The 15,035-nt window shown below is 52.2% G+C and carries 13 protein-coding genes; 8 read left to right on the top strand and 5 right to left on the bottom strand.

Annotated features, from left to right (window positions below; translation table 11 throughout):
* The first annotated feature begins 685 nt into the window (after nucleotides 1-685).
* Nucleotides 686-1,804 carry an IS110 family transposase gene (locus NYE74_RS22220; protein ID WP_036623922.1) on the top strand — a complete coding sequence of 373 codons (1,119 nt, stop codon included), beginning with the start codon at nucleotides 686-688 and terminating at the stop codon, nucleotides 1,802-1,804.
* Nucleotides 1,805-2,507: 703 nt separating this feature from the next.
* Here NYE74_RS22220 and NYE74_RS22215 read toward each other — a convergent pair.
* Entirely contained in the window at nucleotides 2,508-3,683 is a 1,176-nt protein-coding gene (locus NYE74_RS22215; protein WP_124332941.1) for a pyridoxal phosphate-dependent aminotransferase, read from the bottom strand.
* A gap of 461 nt (nucleotides 3,684-4,144) precedes the next feature.
* On the opposite strand from NYE74_RS22215, the gene NYE74_RS22210 reads away from it, so the two are divergent.
* From NYE74_RS22210 to NYE74_RS22190, 5 genes are all read left to right on the top strand, one after another.
* A complete protein-coding gene (locus NYE74_RS22210; protein ID WP_036623780.1) occupies nucleotides 4,145-5,158 on the top strand; it encodes a LacI family DNA-binding transcriptional regulator in 1,014 nt (337 codons plus the stop codon).
* Nucleotides 5,159-5,261: 103 nt separating this feature from the next.
* On the top strand, nucleotides 5,262-5,921 hold the full coding sequence (rpe, locus tag NYE74_RS22205) for a ribulose-phosphate 3-epimerase (protein ID WP_036623779.1): 660 nt from the start codon (nucleotides 5,262-5,264) through the stop codon (nucleotides 5,919-5,921).
* Nucleotides 5,922-5,949: 28 nt separating this feature from the next.
* Entirely contained in the window at nucleotides 5,950-6,381 is a 432-nt protein-coding gene (gene rpiB / locus NYE74_RS22200) for a ribose 5-phosphate isomerase B (protein WP_036623778.1), read from the top strand.
* Between the two features lie 59 nt (nucleotides 6,382-6,440).
* Nucleotides 6,441-7,400 (top strand): DUF7916 family protein, encoded by a 960-nt coding sequence (locus NYE74_RS22195; RefSeq protein WP_082207822.1) that lies wholly within the window; start codon nucleotides 6,441-6,443, stop codon nucleotides 7,398-7,400.
* 104 nt (nucleotides 7,401-7,504) lie between these two features.
* Complete coding sequence (locus NYE74_RS22190; RefSeq protein WP_155621429.1) at nucleotides 7,505-8,317, top strand: carbon-nitrogen family hydrolase; 813 nt, start codon at nucleotides 7,505-7,507, stop codon at nucleotides 8,315-8,317.
* On the opposite strand, the gene NYE74_RS22185 is transcribed toward NYE74_RS22190, so the two are convergent.
* Complete coding sequence (locus NYE74_RS22185; protein WP_036623775.1) at nucleotides 8,305-9,225, bottom strand: LysR family transcriptional regulator; 921 nt, start codon at nucleotides 9,223-9,225, stop codon at nucleotides 8,305-8,307. The two genes, NYE74_RS22190 and NYE74_RS22185, sit on opposite strands and share 13 nt — an antisense overlap.
* 174 nt (nucleotides 9,226-9,399) lie before the next feature.
* Between NYE74_RS22185 and lepB the strand changes: the two genes are divergently transcribed.
* Both lepB and NYE74_RS22175 read left to right on the top strand, forming a co-directional pair.
* Nucleotides 9,400-9,954: a signal peptidase I gene (gene lepB / locus NYE74_RS22180; protein ID WP_255310022.1), complete on the top strand. Its 555-nt coding sequence runs from the start codon at nucleotides 9,400-9,402 to the stop codon at nucleotides 9,952-9,954.
* Between the two features lie 260 nt (nucleotides 9,955-10,214).
* Entirely contained in the window at nucleotides 10,215-11,135 is a 921-nt protein-coding gene (locus NYE74_RS22175; RefSeq protein ID WP_124332906.1) for an AEC family transporter, read from the top strand.
* 11 nt (nucleotides 11,136-11,146) lie between these two features.
* Here the strand turns inward: NYE74_RS22175 and NYE74_RS22170 are convergent, their stop codons facing one another.
* The 3 genes from NYE74_RS22170 to NYE74_RS22160 are packed head-to-tail and all read right to left on the bottom strand — an operon-like array spanning nucleotide 11,147 to nucleotide 14,893.
* Nucleotides 11,147-12,259 (bottom strand): GerAB/ArcD/ProY family transporter, encoded by a 1,113-nt coding sequence (locus NYE74_RS22170; protein ID WP_036623773.1) that lies wholly within the window; start codon nucleotides 12,257-12,259, stop codon nucleotides 11,147-11,149.
* Nucleotides 12,256-13,410: a Ger(x)C family spore germination protein gene (locus NYE74_RS22165; RefSeq protein WP_316561178.1), complete on the bottom strand. Its 1,155-nt coding sequence runs from the start codon at nucleotides 13,408-13,410 to the stop codon at nucleotides 12,256-12,258. Before NYE74_RS22165 ends, NYE74_RS22170 begins: the two co-directional genes overlap by 4 nt.
* A 4-nt stretch (nucleotides 13,411-13,414) precedes the next feature.
* Entirely contained in the window at nucleotides 13,415-14,893 is a 1,479-nt protein-coding gene (locus tag NYE74_RS22160) for a spore germination protein (protein WP_316561177.1), read from the bottom strand.
* Nucleotides 14,894-15,035 lie beyond the last annotated feature (142 nt).

Here is a 15,035-nt window from a genome sequence, read left to right as displayed (position 1 = left end):
TATGGATGTCCGATATGAATACGATTACTGTTAGGATACCACCGTACTTTCTTTTTTGCAAAGAAAAAAGCTAAATGGGGCTCAAACTAAAATTGGGCGCTTGATAACGAGTTAACGAAGGGCGAACACCGTTGGCTGGGAGCTTGTGTTCAAGCTTGTGTTACTGACGAGCTGCCGAACGACGAACACCATCGGCTGGGCCAGCAAGATAGCGGCATTTTATGTACTTATTGTCCGGAGCCAGGCATCTTCATCCCCATTAACGACATTTTTTGTTCTTACTTTCCTATGAGTGGCCCCAGAACGCGGACATTTCCTTGCTGCCGGGGAAAATAGCGGCATAAAGTATCTCTATTTCGCTCAAAATGGGGGGATCGCCGAAATAACGCCCTGCTTTGTCCTTATGTTCACTAGCCCTTGCATTTTACTTCTTGCACAAGACAATTTGTAGCCCTGATACATGCAGAATTCCCGCAAAAGCTCAGGTTTTCGAACCGATCCAACCGCCCGCCGGAAATCTAACGGTTGTTGCAGCTGCTATTTTACGAAAAAAGACTTTTTCTGAATTCTAGCTATGATGAACGTAAACAAAAGACAGCCCTCCATATTGCTACATCTCGTAGGTTAAAATGGATAGTGAAAACCAAACCATTTCAGAGCTACATAGCAAAGGAGAGCTGATACTATGCAGTCTACCACAAAATTCGTCGGTTTAGATGTATCCAAAGAAAAAATTTCGGTTGCTATTGCAGATGCAAGCGGTGAAACTCCTCGCTATTACGGGAGCATTCCTCACACCCCGGCGGCGCTGCGCAAGCTGATCAAAGAACTGGGACCGGCCGAAACGCTATCGTTTTGTTATGAGGCAGGTCCGACAGGTTACGAAACCTATCGCTGGATCACCTCCATGGGAGCCCATTGCGTTGTCATTGCTCCGTCGCTTATTCCCAAACGCCCTGGTGATCACGTGAAGACGGATCGACGGGACGCCGAGCAGCTTGCCCGTCTGTTTCGTGCAGGAGAATTGACTCCTGTCTACGTCCCGGAGCGGGAAGACGAGGCTTTGCGGGAGTTGGTTCGCGCCCGGGAGGCCGCCAAAGAGGACGCGCATCGGGCACGCCAGCGGATATTGAAGTTCCTGCTCCGCCATCAAATCGAACCGCCGGCTACGATAAAGCGTCGTTGGACCCGGAAGTACCGTTCCTGGCTGGAGCAACTGACATTCCCTTATGAGCCCATGCAAGTAGCCTTCGACGAGATGCTCCATACCTTAAATGAGATCGAGCAGCGGATGGGGCGTTTGGAAAAAGCCTTGGTTCAGCAAGCCACGGTCGGCTCCAAGGCAACTCTGATTCGGGTGCTTCAGTCCCTGCGTGGGATTGGACTACTGACGGCCGTCACTCTAGCTGCTGAGATCGGTTCATTTACTCGCTTCCGCTCCCCGGCCCAACTCATGGCGTATTTAGGGTTGGTTCCTCGTGAGAGTTCAACCGGCCTGAGTACTCGGCGCGGAAGTATGACCAAAGCCGGTAACGGGCGCTTGCGCCGATCCTTGGTGGAATCCGCCTGGAGCTACCGTCATCGGCCTGCGGTGAAAGGAGATCTCGCCAAGCGTTTGGATGGCATGCCGGCCGATATACAACTGTTGTCGTGGAAAGCGCAAGAAAGATTGCATTACAAATACCGTCATCTCATTTTTGGAAAGAACAAACACAAAAATGTGGCCGTAGGCGCGGTGGCCAGGGAGCTAACCGGGTTCATATGGGCTGTTGCTCGAACGGTGGAACAACCGGTGGCTAACTAACGCCCCTTCCGTCCCCTTTGGGGAGACGCAGGGAGCGTTGCCCCCTGCACCCCCACACTCGCCGTGAGGCGTTCCTCATTTCCAATGAGGAATAGGAAAAGTGTTGATTTGAACCTAACCGCTTGTCAAGAAAAGCGCTTGACAAGCTCACGCCTGAGCACGAGGCCCGGGAGCAAACGAAGGTTCCGGGAGAGAATTTGCGTCAACCGTTTGCACTAGGTGAGTAACTGAACGTGCGCTTCTAGCTTGCAAGAGCTCTCCTTGACGAAGGCATAACATGTGGTACCAACCCACGGATAGCAGCGTGCCGACCGTCGCTCGCATTTTTGCTCTCGCGCCACGTGCTCAGGCACCTCTCACACGGAGGGCTTGACAAAAACGTTCATAGCAACGGTTATGAGCGTCGTTATTTGCCTGAAGCTAAGCGGAAATAGCAGGGTTTCCATGAAATAAGCGCTATGGCAACCGTTACAATTTGTAATCTATGTTTTTGGGACAAATAGCGGTTGTGGCAACCGTTAGCATAGTTTCGTGCTTAGAAATGTATCTTGTCCGATTTGATGCAATGCCGGCCCCCTTATGTTTTTCGCTAGGGCGGCCGTGGGAAATGTTCTTGCGATCACTCCCCCGCCGCGGATTTCCTTAATCACTTAAAAATTCAGTACTCTTGTCTAGCTCCGCCACTTCTTTAGTCCAACTTATTTTAAAACAAGCCGAGCCGTCCGATTCGCCGTGCGGCTTCCTGCAGGCGGTCTTCGCCGCTGAGCAGTCCGATGCGGACGTATCCTTCGCCGTGTTCCCCGAAGCCGATCCCCGGCGCTACCGCAACTTTGGCTTCCCGAAGCAGCAGTTCGGCAAACGCGGCGGAGGTGAAATCCTTTGGAACCGGAAGCCAGCTAAAGAAGGAGCCCCGCGGTTTGGAGGCATGCCAGCCGATTTGCTCCAAAGCCTGAAAAAAGGTATCGCGGCGCGACTCATAACGCCGGGCGAGTTCCGTAACGCAATCCTGCGAACCGGTCAGCGCCGCCGCGGCCGCCGCCTGAACCGCGCCGAACAGGCTGACATAAATGTGATCCTGCAGCAGGTTGATCAGCGAGATGATCCCGGCGTTGCCCAGCGCAAAGCCGACCCGCCAGCCGGCCATGTTGTACGTTTTTGACAAGGTGTAGAATTCGACCCCGACTTCTTTGGCGCCGGGAGCTTGCAGGAAGCTGGCCGGACGATGCCCGTCGTAACCGATGGCTCCGTAGGCGAAATCGCTGGCGACGACAATCCGGTTGCGGCTTGCGAATTCCACGGTGTCTTCATAAAAAGAGAGCGGAGCAGTCGCCGCGGTCGGATTGTTCGGGTAATTCAGATACATCAGTTTTGCCTGCTTCAAATCGGAGGTCGGAATGGCCTTGTAATCGGGCAAAAACGCATTTTGCTCCGTTAATGGCATAAAGGCCAGCCGCGCCTTGGCCAAGGCCACGCCGGACCAGTAGTCCGGGTAACCCGGATCGGGCACCAGGCAGATGTCCCCCGGATTCAAAAGCACCTGGGGCAGCTGGACAAGTCCGGTTTTTCCGCCGAACAAAATGGCCACTTCCCGCTCCGGATCAAGCTGTACGCCGTAATCCTCCAGGTACCGCCGGGCAACCGCTTCTTTCAGAAACTCATAACCTCTAAACGGAGAATATTTATGGTAAAGCGGGTTTTCCGCCGCTTGCTGAAGAGCGTGAACGATATGGGGCGGCGTAGGCAGGTCGGGATTTCCTTGTCCCAAGTTAATGACGTCATGGCCCGCCGCGATTTCTTGATTGACATTCTGCACAAGGCCCGCGAAAAATTGGGTCGGCAGCCCCTGCATGACATCGGCAACCGGCAGGGGGAAAGCCATGGAAGACGGGTTGATGGTTTCGTTGATTTCCTTCATCGTGATCACTCCGGTCCGGTTCAAAAATGATAATGTTTATAATTTATCATGAGAATTTCGAGGTGTATAGGAGGAATAAAAGCAGGGATAAATTTCCGCAACTTGTCCGCGAATTTATGGTTTGACAGCCCCGAGATGTGGTGGTAAGATACGAGTTAAATAAATGGGTAATCGATTACTCGTTTATGGATTGCAGAACGATCATATGGGGGGGAGTATCACAAAGAAATATTAATCTATTGGGTAATCGTTTACCCCGCAGACGGGTCAGGTTAGGAGGCATAAAGCATAAAGCATAAAGCATAAAGCATAAAGCTGATCCTTGCTCTCCGAAACATTGACACTCCAAGGAGAAACGTGTTACATTGATATCAAACGTGAGTAAACGATTACTCAAATTCGATATCAGTGAGGGACGATGTGCAATGAAAAAGGGCAACCACATTTCAATTAAGGAAATCGCCCGTCTAAGCGGCGTTTCGGTGGCCACGGTCTCCCGCGTCATCAATGATAACGGCCGTTTTTCCGACGAGACGCGGAAGAAGGTCATGGATGTGATCAACAAGCACCATTATGAAACCAATTTCGTGGCCAAAAGTTTGCGCATGAACAAATCCCAGACGATCGGTTTGCTGGTTCCCGATATCAGCAACGAATTTTTTGCCGCGATCGTTCAGGAAATCGAGCGTCTCTTTTTTGAAGAGGGGTATTCCACGATTATATGCAATACGGCCAAAAGCGCCGAGAAGGAAAAGGAATATTTGAAAACGCTTGAAGGGAAGATGGTGGACGGACTGATTTGCATCTCCGGCCAGGAGGAAATTCTGACCGATATTTTGCGGAGAAACGTTCCCATCGTTTGTATTGACCGCCGGCCCAAAATCAACAAGAACGTGGCCTTTATCGAATCGAATCATCTTGAAGGCGGACGGCTTGCTACGGAGGAATTAATCCGCAAAGGGTGCAAAAACATTCTGCTCTTGACCAAAAGGAACAATTTATCTTCCGTCAATGAGCGGCTAAAGGGTTACGAGGAAGCGTTAAAGCAGTACGGTTTTCCGATTCATGAACAAAATGTGGTTTATATTGATGAGCACAGCAATAATCTGGAAGGTGCACGAAAGGTCATCCAGAAAGCGCTGGATGCGGACTTGTCTTTTGACGGCATTTTCGCCACGAACGATTGGCTGGCCTTGGGAGCGATGCTTATGCTGCAGGAGAAGGGCTACAACATCCCTGAGCAAGTGAAAATCGTCGGTTTCGACAACAACCAGATATCCAAGTACTGCAATCCGCCGCTGACCACGATTGACCAGGATGAGGCGATTCTGGCTAAACATGCCTACGCGAACCTGCTGGACATGATCAACGGCTCCGCCGTAAAACATGGGCAGCACACACGCGTTCCGGTTCATTTGGTGGAAAGAAAGACAACTTAATTTTTGCGACTACAAGAGACATTTGTAACCTCCTTTAAGGAAAGGGTGTTACAAATGCAAGAACTATGAGTAATCGATTACCCAACTTAAGAAGGTGATTTTTATGGGCAAACTATTGTGTCCTTCGATGATGTGCGCCAACTTCAAATCGTTGGAAAACGAAGTGGCCGCATTGGACGCAGCGAATGTGGATATTTACCACATCGATATCATGGACGGGAAATTCGTTCCCAACTTCGGCATGGGGCTTCAGGATTTGGAATTGATCCGCAAGCAAACCGGCAAGATGGTCGATGTTCACCTGATGATCGACAGCCCCGGCGACTACATTGATTTGTTCTCCGCGAAAGGGGCGGATATCATTTATTTTCATCCCGAGGCGGACAAACATCCGGCCCGCACCATCGATCGCATCCGGGCCCATGGCGTCAAAGCCGGTATTGCCCTGAACCCCGGAACTTCCCTGGCTGCCGTGGACCCGCTGCTCAGCTTGGTCGATTATGTACTCGTTATGACGGTGAACCCGGGATCTGCCGGACAGAAATATTTACCGTATGTCGACGAGAAGATCCAAGCGCTGCACGCCTTGAAAAGGCAAAAGGGGCTGCCGTTTACGATCGTCGTTGACGGGGCGATCTCGGAAGAGAAAATCGAAGAATTGTCCGAATACGGCGTTGAAGGCTTTGTCCTCGGGAGTTCGACCCTGTTCGGCAAACCGGAATCTTATAAATCGATTATCAGCAGATTAAAGAGCGGCGCTTAAAGGCTGTAAAGCGAAGGAGGAATTTTGCATGAAAATCGCCATTGGCAGCGATCATGTCGCGGTGGAGCTAAAGTCGGTCATCTCGGCCTATCTCGAAGAGCTGGGGCATGAGGTCGTCGATTACGGACCGCAAACCGCCGAACCCACCGATTATCCCAAATACGGCAAGCTAGTTGCCGAAGCGGTAGCCGGGAAGCAAGCGGATGCGGGGATTCTCATCTGCGGGACAGGTGTAGGCATCTCGATCTCCGCCAATAAAGTCAAGGGAATCCGGGCGGTCGTATGCAGCGAACCTTATTCGGCCCAGTTGTCCAAGCAGCACAACAATACGAATATTTTGGCTTTTGGCGCCCGTGTTGTCGGCAGCGAATTGGCGAAAATGATTGTAAAGGCGTGGCTGGATGCGGAATTCGAGGGCGAACGCCATGCGGACCGGATCGCGATGATCGAAGGTACCTGAGCAGCAATATTTGTGTTAAACGGATGGCTTATAAATAACGATATCTGGAGGAGATTACAGTGGCCAAACGACTGATAGCATGCAAGAAAAGCGATATCATGAAAATGAATGCCATGGAGCTGAAGGAAGCGATTTTTGCTTCCGAAGGCCGGGTCATCATGGGACAGCATCTGGTCAAGATCAATGCGGGATTGGTCGACGGGGTGACGAACGCCGAGATTCAAGCCGCATTTGGGGCGGATATGGTGATGCTCAACGGTTTTGACATGGTGAACGAGCAGGCCAATATCGGGCTTCGAGAAATGGAACACGGAAAAATGGCCGATAAGCCATACAGCTTAAACCAGGTTAAAGAATGGGCCGGCGTCCCGCTTGGCATTTTATTCGAATGCCCTAGCCCTGAAGCGAAAGTGGCGGGCGAGCGGTATGTGGAAGCGAAAGAAGGCAGGGTGGCTTCCAAAGAGAACTTCCTGCGCGCGCTGGAGATCGGCGCCGATTTTATCGTGCTTGGCGGCAATCCGTCGGCCGGAACGACTTTTGAGCGAATTATCGCGGCCACGAAACTGGCCAAAGAAACGCTGGGAGATCAAATGCTAATTTGCGCGGGTAAGTGGGAGGACGGTACGATCGAAAAAGTGTTGGGCGACCCGCTCAGCGAAAGGCCTTCCAATGAGATCATCAAGGACCTGATCGATGCCGGCGCCGACGTGATTACCCTGCCGGCCCCCGGTTCGAGACACGGCATTACGGTAGAACATGTCAGAAGCTGCGTGGAATTCGTTCATTCGTACAAACCGGGCACTTTGGCCCTTTCCTTTCTGAACAGTTCGGTAGAAGGGGCGGATGTGCAGACGATCGCCATGATCGCCTTGATGATGAAGCAGACAGGCGCGGACATCCATGCGATCGGAGATGGGGGATACGCGGGCACGCCGCTGCCGGAGAACGTCTACCAACTGGCTTTATCGATCAAAGGAAGAAGACACACGATCAAAAGAATGGTGGGCAGAAGCAGGTAAGGGAAGTTTTCTGTCAGACTCTATATGCCGAATTTTCGGCTTATTGCCGCCCGTGAAGCAGCAAGCTATCATATCTGGTATAGTGCTCTTAAGGAGTGAATAATATGGCGGAGCTACAGCAAGGAAAATGGCGGGTGGCCCTGGTTCAGGGCGATATCAAGCTGGGGGAACCGGAGGAAAACCGCAGGGCTATGCGGGAACTGTTGGAGCGGGCGGTCCGGGAGCATCCGGACCTCGATCTGGCCGTGCTTCCGGAAATGTGGAACACGGGTTACGCCTTGGAACGGATTGACGAATTGGCCGACACCGAAGGCAAGGCGACGCGGGAGTGGCTGTCGGCGTTTGCCGCGAAGCACCGCATTCATATCGTCGGCGGCTCTATTGCCGAGAAGAGGGACGGGAAAATTTACAATGCCATGTATGTTTTTGATCGCGAGGGAAAAGAGACGGCCCGTTATGCCAAACTTCATCTGTTCCGGCTGATGGAGGAGGAGAAATATTTGGCGCCGGGGGAGCGGAACGTCGTCTTTGAATTGGACGGCACGAAAGCCGGAGCGTCAATCTGCTACGATATCCGGTTTCCGGAGCTGGCCCGGACGCTGGCCCTGCAGGGCGCCAAGATCCTGTTCGTCCCCGCGGAATGGCCGCATCCCCGGCTCCGTCACTGGCGCACGCTGCTGATGGCCCGGGCGATCGAAAATCAGATGTACGTGGTGGCCTGCAACCGGGTAGGCAGCGGGGGCGGATCGGACTTTTTCGGGCATTCGATGATCATCGACCCGTGGGGCGAAATCGTGGCGGAAGGCGGAGAAGGGGAAGAAATCGTTACCGGAGCCGTCGAGCTCCCGCTCGTGGATGAGGTTCGCGGACGTATCCCCGTTTTCGCCGACCGCCGCCCGGGCTGCTACGAATTATAAGCCGCGTCGCGTTGCTCCATCGTCGCCTTGAACGTGTCGATAAAAGCCTCCGCCGCTTTGGACAAATAACGTCCTTTCCGGTAGGCGATGACCAGCGTACGGCTCGGCACGGGCTCAGCGAGCGGCAGATAAGCCGGGATCAGCTCGCTGCGTTTGGCCCGGGCGATAAAGCGGGGAACAAGCGTGATGCCCATCCCGGCCGCGACCAGCGATTGCACTGTTTCGATGTTGTTGCTTTCGAATACGACGTTCGGTTCAAAGCCCGCGCCGCGGCACAGGTCGACCGTCAGCTTGCGGAAGCCCTGGCCTTTTTTCAGTACGATAAACGGTTCGTCCTGCAGCTGCTCCAGCTTCACGCCGCTTCTGGCTTCACCGGAAGAGGCGAGGCGGTGATTCGGCGGCACGGCCAGGTCGATGATCTCTTCGCCGATCGGCTCGTATGCGAGCGTCGGCTCCTGCAGCGGCAGCGACAGCAAACTCAGGTCGGTGCCGCCGCCGGCCGTCAGCTTCTCCAGATTAAGCGACGTATCCTCCAGCAGCGTGATTTCGATGTCCGGGTACGCATCCTTGAAGGCGGGCAGCACGTAAGGCAGCAGATGGGAGCCGGTGATCGGCATGCTGCCCACGACGACGCGGCCGGCCCGCAGTTGGGAGATGTCGTCCATTTCCTGACGCAGCTGGGCCACGGCGTCCATAATTTTTTGCGCGTGCCGAATAAAGCTTGCTCCGGCATAGGTCAGCTCCACCGTGCTCGTATTGCGCTGAAACAGTTTGACGCCAAGCTCCTGCTCCAGCTTGGACAGCTGCTGGCTGAGGGAAGGTTGGGCGATATGCAGCTTGTCGGCGGCGCGGGAAAAGTTTTTTTCCTCGGCGATTTTCAGCGTGTACAGAAGTTGTCTTAGTTCCATTTCATCATCCCTCTTATAAGAAATTCCTATAATAAAGTATACTATATATAGGCGGAGAATGCTTGATTTCGATATCGCAAACCACCTGGGATATTTAGGAAAATTTGTTTTGTGTCCCTATTCCCCGTTATAATAGATGGAAAAGTTAAAGTTATTATTCTGGAGGTCTTTCGTTTGAAGAAATGGTTGAAAGAAATTGTCGGATGGGGCGGATCGATCGCGCTTGGATTTGTGTTAAGCATGATTATCGGCATTTTTGTGATCCAGCCTTACCGGGTAGACGGCCATTCAATGGAACCGACGCTGAACGACAAGCAGCGCATTTATGCCTGGAAGTTTGCGCATGTGCTGGAGAAGCTGCCGGAATACGGCGATATCGTCATTCTCGACAGCCGGGTCGACCGCAGCCGTACGCTTTTGGACGACATTAAAGAGCATCCCTTGATTACCTGGTTATCCGGCAGAGGACAGGAGGATTTTTTCTATGTCAAAAGAGTGATCGGCCTGCCGGGAGACACGATTGAGGTGAAGGACGGACATGTATTCCGCAACGGGGAGCAGCTGGACGAGCCTTATATTAAGGAAAAAATGAATGCGGGAGCCGCTCAGGTCTGGGACATTCCGGACGGTTACGTGTTTGTCATGGGCGACAACCGGAACAACAGCAACGACAGCCGCAGCATCGGGCCGATTCCGCTCGACCATGTGATGGGGATCGATTCGTTTTAAGGCCGCGGGTTGAACCTGCAGCTTGCGTGCACGAACATTCATATGAAAAAAACAGCTCCTTTAGGTGAATCTGCCTGGTGGAGCTGTTTTTTTGGTGGCCGCAGATTTTCCCAAATCTAATCTTTCAGGCTTAATACACGCGGAAAAGTTATAGGGAATAGCTATTAGTTATATTGTTTTCAGGTCTTGGACGCCTTTTGCGGACAGGGGTACAATAGGGCAAAACAAAACTATCAAGCGTGCAGAGGAGTCCGGCAACTATGATACATACGGTTTTAGCTACGCTGCTTCATGTAATCGTTCCGCTTTCGATTCCGGTAATTGCCGGCGCGCTGCTGGCGCGTTTTCGCGGTTTGGACACCAAGCCGCTGCTGACTTTATATTTGTATGTGCTGAGTCCGGCGATCATTTTCGATACGCTGATGAACGCGCATATTTCCTCGGGCGATGTGTTCAGCACGATCGGGTTTTCCTTGTTGAACCTGGTGCTGATGTGGGGCCTTGCCAAGGCGGGGGGCCGGCTTCTGAAGCTGGACGCGCCGGAAGCGGCCGGGCTTACGCTTATATCGGCGCTGACGAACAGCGCCAACTACGGCTTGCCGCTTGTGCTGCTCGCTTTCGGTCAGCTCGGGCTCGATAAAGCTTCGCTTTATGTCATCACGCAGATGATCATCGTTAACACGGTTGGCGTGTATTTTGCCGCCCGTTCGCAGTTTTCCGTAAAAAGCGCGATCCGGTCGGTGTTTGCCCTGCCGGCGATCTATGCCGCGGCCGTGGCGTTTTTTCTTCGCATGACGCACCTGCAGCTCCCGGCGGAGATCACCCAAGGGGTTTCCATGGTGGCGGCCGCTTATTCGCCGGTTGTGCTGACGGTGTTGGGCGCGCAGATGGTGAAGGTCGGAAGATCGGACGCCGCTCCCGCCAAGCGATCCGCGGTTTGGGCCGGCATTGCCGTGAGGCTGGCCGCGGCGCCCGTTGCCGCTTATATCGCATTAATCGTATTGGGCATTACGGGTACGCTATTTTCCGTCCTGTTCATCTTGGCTTCGATGCCGGTCGCCGTGAACGCCGTCGTTCTGGCCGAACGGTTTGACGCCGCGCCCGGGCTGGTGTCGAGATGCATCATGTGGACGACGCTGGCTTCGTTTGTCGTGCTGCCGGTGCTGCTCGTGCTGGTTTAGTTCACCGAGAGTTAAGCATTGAGGCTTCCTTTTCGGCGGAAAATGAAGGATGAGATTAACAGCAACAGCGGTATTAAAGCACAAGCAACGACTCCGAAATAACCGGTTAATTGGCCCATCCTGTCGATTTCCACAAAATTTTGAGGATACATGGCTGCGGCAAACAGTAAAACTAACGGAAGGTAATAGATGTACCTGTTCCATTTTTGCGTAAGTTGGCTGAGTCCGGCGACAATGTAAAAATAGTAATTTGCTGTGGTCATGTAAATTTTAATCGTCCACAAAACGATAAACAACAATTCAAACCGTTCCAGGAACGCGCCGGGAAATTCGATTTGCTGGGCAAAAGAAACAACCGGCCACTGCAAGCGGGAAACTTCTTCCACGGACATGCAGGCGATGACCATCGTGACCATGAGGAGATACAGCCCCATGGCGACGGCATAGCCGATCGCCCCCGCCTTCCACGCCTTTTGCGGATGAACCATGAAACTCGTTAAGATGAGCATGGATTCGAAACCTAGGGTTGAAAAGGGAACTACCTCCAGAGATTGAAGGATCGGCCTCCATCCCTTATGAAAAACGGGACGCAAATAATCCGGATCGAAATGGTTGATATTGAGAACAATCAGCAGCAAAAAAACGACAAAGGTTAAAGGGAAAAAAAGCTCCACCAACCGCACCATCACATGAAGGCCGCCCGAGGTCAAATAACCGACAAGCAGCAGAAACGGGATAAGAATCGCGCTGATCGGTGTTCTCTCCAGGGCCAGAGCTTTGATAAATTCCGCCATCATTCTTACTACATGCGAGCAGACCAACAGGCAGTATACAATAAATGAAAGGTTGATGAGGTGTCCGATAAATTTACCCGCAACCCGTGTACTTATCTTATAAATCGTCTCCCCGGGAAATCGCCGGCATAAGCTCACATTGATAAAAACGGCGACCAAACCCAGCAAGCTGGACAAGAGCAGTCCCTGCCAAACATCGGGAGTTTGCGTCTTTTCCGCTATACTTCTGGGCAAACTCACAATTCCCACGGCGTACACGGTCGAGGTGACCGTAAGAACGGTTTGTAGAGTGGAGATTTTTTCATGTTTCATGGTAGGCAGATTTGTCATGGCGACCCCGCTCCTTTAGAATAAGCTCCCGTTCTCCTTACTTCAACATCCACCAGAACGTCGATCGGGATTTGACTGAAAGTATCCGGCCAGTTGTTCTCCACGCGATCCCAGGCTTCGGGATAGTCCGTTTTTATTTTTGTGCGAAAACCGGCCACATCCGCTTTTTCCTTCCGAAGTTTGCTTAAAGACCGAAGCACGCTCTCTTTGATTTCTTCCTGCGCCGCTTCCCTGGCCGTTTGCAGAAACGGTTCCTTCAGAAGATCGACAGAGACAACCCGGTTCTCGTTCAGATTAAGGGCGGTTTTAATCCGGACCGTAAATGAGATATCCTGTCCATTGGCACGCGGGATGAGTTTTCTCTTCACTTTGTCGACTTCAAATACCATCGCGTGGTTCGTCCGCGGATCCTCGGCTTTAACAACAGTCCCCTCCGTGTTTCCCAGCATCCAGTTGATCCCGCTGATATCCTCCTCGTCTAGCCAGCCGGCAAATTTCTTCGTTTGGCTGCTGATCAGGGCCGCGCCTGTCAGACGATTGCCGCCTTCGCCGGTATCCAGCCGTTGAATTAAAAAATCGGCTCCCTGCGAAATCCGGATCGAAATGTCTCCCAACGTGATCTTTGGTGGTATTTTTTCGTTTAAAGCGCTGTTTTTGGCTAGATCCCTCAAATCCACGGAAGGGATGTCTTTATGTTTGCCCATCTTCGCCAGAGCTTCTTTGGCACTGCCCTTCACAACCATAACAACCGAATTTCGGCTCGTTTTGTAGGAGCGGTTATACGTATCCAGCAATTGGTCGATCCGCCACTTCCGCAAAGCCTGATCGCTGATCAAGACCAGCCGGATAAAATTGTACAGGGGTGCACGAGCCACCTGTTTCGCCTGTTCTCTAGAGGCATACTGGATGGAATCCCCGTAAAGCGTTGTTATGTTGGTGTATGCATTTTCTTGTTTTTTCTGAGCGATTAAATGCTGATAAGTAAGTTCAAGCATATCCTGGTCCATATCGATGGCAACGCCGAGAATGATGCTCAAGTCTTCGATTTCCCTGCTGTCCCAGCAACCGGCAAGCACGGCGCAGGCCATCCATCCGGCAATGCATTTTTGCAGCAGCCGGATGCGGCGGGACCGAAAGATAAAAGCGGCCATAGGTTTACTTCCTTTTTCTGTGGGATAATGTTTCATCCTGAGTTTTTAACGTTAATGAACGTTTTTTAAAATACCTGAAAGGAACGCGAACCCAAGTATCTTGCTGATCTCTTAATCGGATCGGGGCCAAAGGCGCCATGTAAGAAACGCCGAAGCTTTTGATCCGGACCATATGGGCACCCAGAAATATGAACGACAGGATCACCCCGTAGAGCCCGTATACCGAGGCAACCAGCATAACCGGGAAGCGCAGCAGGCGGATGCCGATACTGCCGCTGTACTGCGGACTCGCAAAGGATGAGATCGCGGTAACCCCGACGATAATCACCATGAAAGGACTGACGATCGACGCCTGGATGGCCGCTTCCCCGATGACAAGCCCTCCTACGATGCCGATGACCTGGCCTATGCCTTTGGGCAGCCGCAGGCTTGCCTCGCGCAGGATTTCCAATGACACTTCCATGATCAGGGCCTCGACAAAGACCGGAAAGGGGATGCCTTTCCGCGAGGCCACAATGGACATGACCAGATCGGGCGGGATGAGCCCGGGATGGAAGGAAACCAAGCTGACGTATAGGGAAGGCAGGAAAGTTGCTATAAACAACGCCATTAGACGAAGAATGCGAAAAAATGACCCTAACGGGAACCGTTCGTAATAATCCTCCGGGGATTGGGCCAGCATCCAGAAAGTCATCGGAGCTATCAGCACGAACGGCGTGCCGTCCAGCATGATGACAACCTTTCCGCCCATCAGGGCGCTCACCGCTTTATCCGAGCGTTCCGTCGCTTGAAGCTGCGGAAACGGAGACCACGGTGTTTCCTCGATCAATTGCTCTACGATCCCGCTATCTTGTATATCGTCGATGTCGATGGCTTCAATCCTTTTTTTGATGTCCTGAACCAGTTCCGGATTGGCAATGTCGGCGATATAGAGCACGGCCAAGTTTCGGGAAGATCTTTTTCCAACCCGGTATTTATCGATTTTGAAACTGACGTCCTTCACAAATCGTCTGATCATGGCAAGATTGCTGGCCATGTCTTCGACAAAACCTTGCCTCGGTCCTCTTACCAAAGTTTCGGTAGCGGGTTCTTCCACATTTCGAGCAGGGAAATTTGCGGTCTCGACAATCAGCGCTTCATCGATTCCTTCAATGAGCAGGCAAGTCTTCCCCGACAATACTTCCAAAACACACTTATCCAGAAACTCGCCCGTTTCAATTCCGACCGGCGAAGCGGTCTTCTGCAGCAGGTCTTCCTTTAATGTTTCCGGGGCATACGCAGGTTTATTGTCCCCGAGCCCCGCCAGAATCAACGGTTTGACGATTTGTTCATTAATTGCATTGATGTCCGCGATCCCGGAGAGATAGACAATGATGACTTGAAAGCCGGTTTGCCCTACATCCAATTCCTTGAAGACGGCATCGGAAAAATGGCTAAGGGTGCGCTTCAGATATTCCACATTTGCTTCAAGCGGCCTTGCCATGGCGATCCTCCTCAGAAACGTATCCGTGAACTTTAACAGGTAATATGTGTAAAAAAAAATTAATATTCGTATCTCAACTATGTGCGTTTTTCAGGGGAAGAAGGACTGCCCGATAAGATTCAACTGCAAAAAGTGCATTCTA

Origin of the sequence: Paenibacillus sp. FSL P4-0127 (assembly GCF_038007325.1) — a bacterium.
Taxonomy (GTDB): domain Bacteria; phylum Bacillota; class Bacilli; order Paenibacillales; family Paenibacillaceae; genus Fontibacillus; species Fontibacillus macerans.
Note: the sequence above shows the minus strand (reverse complement) of the source record. Positions and strands in the feature narration are given on the sequence as shown.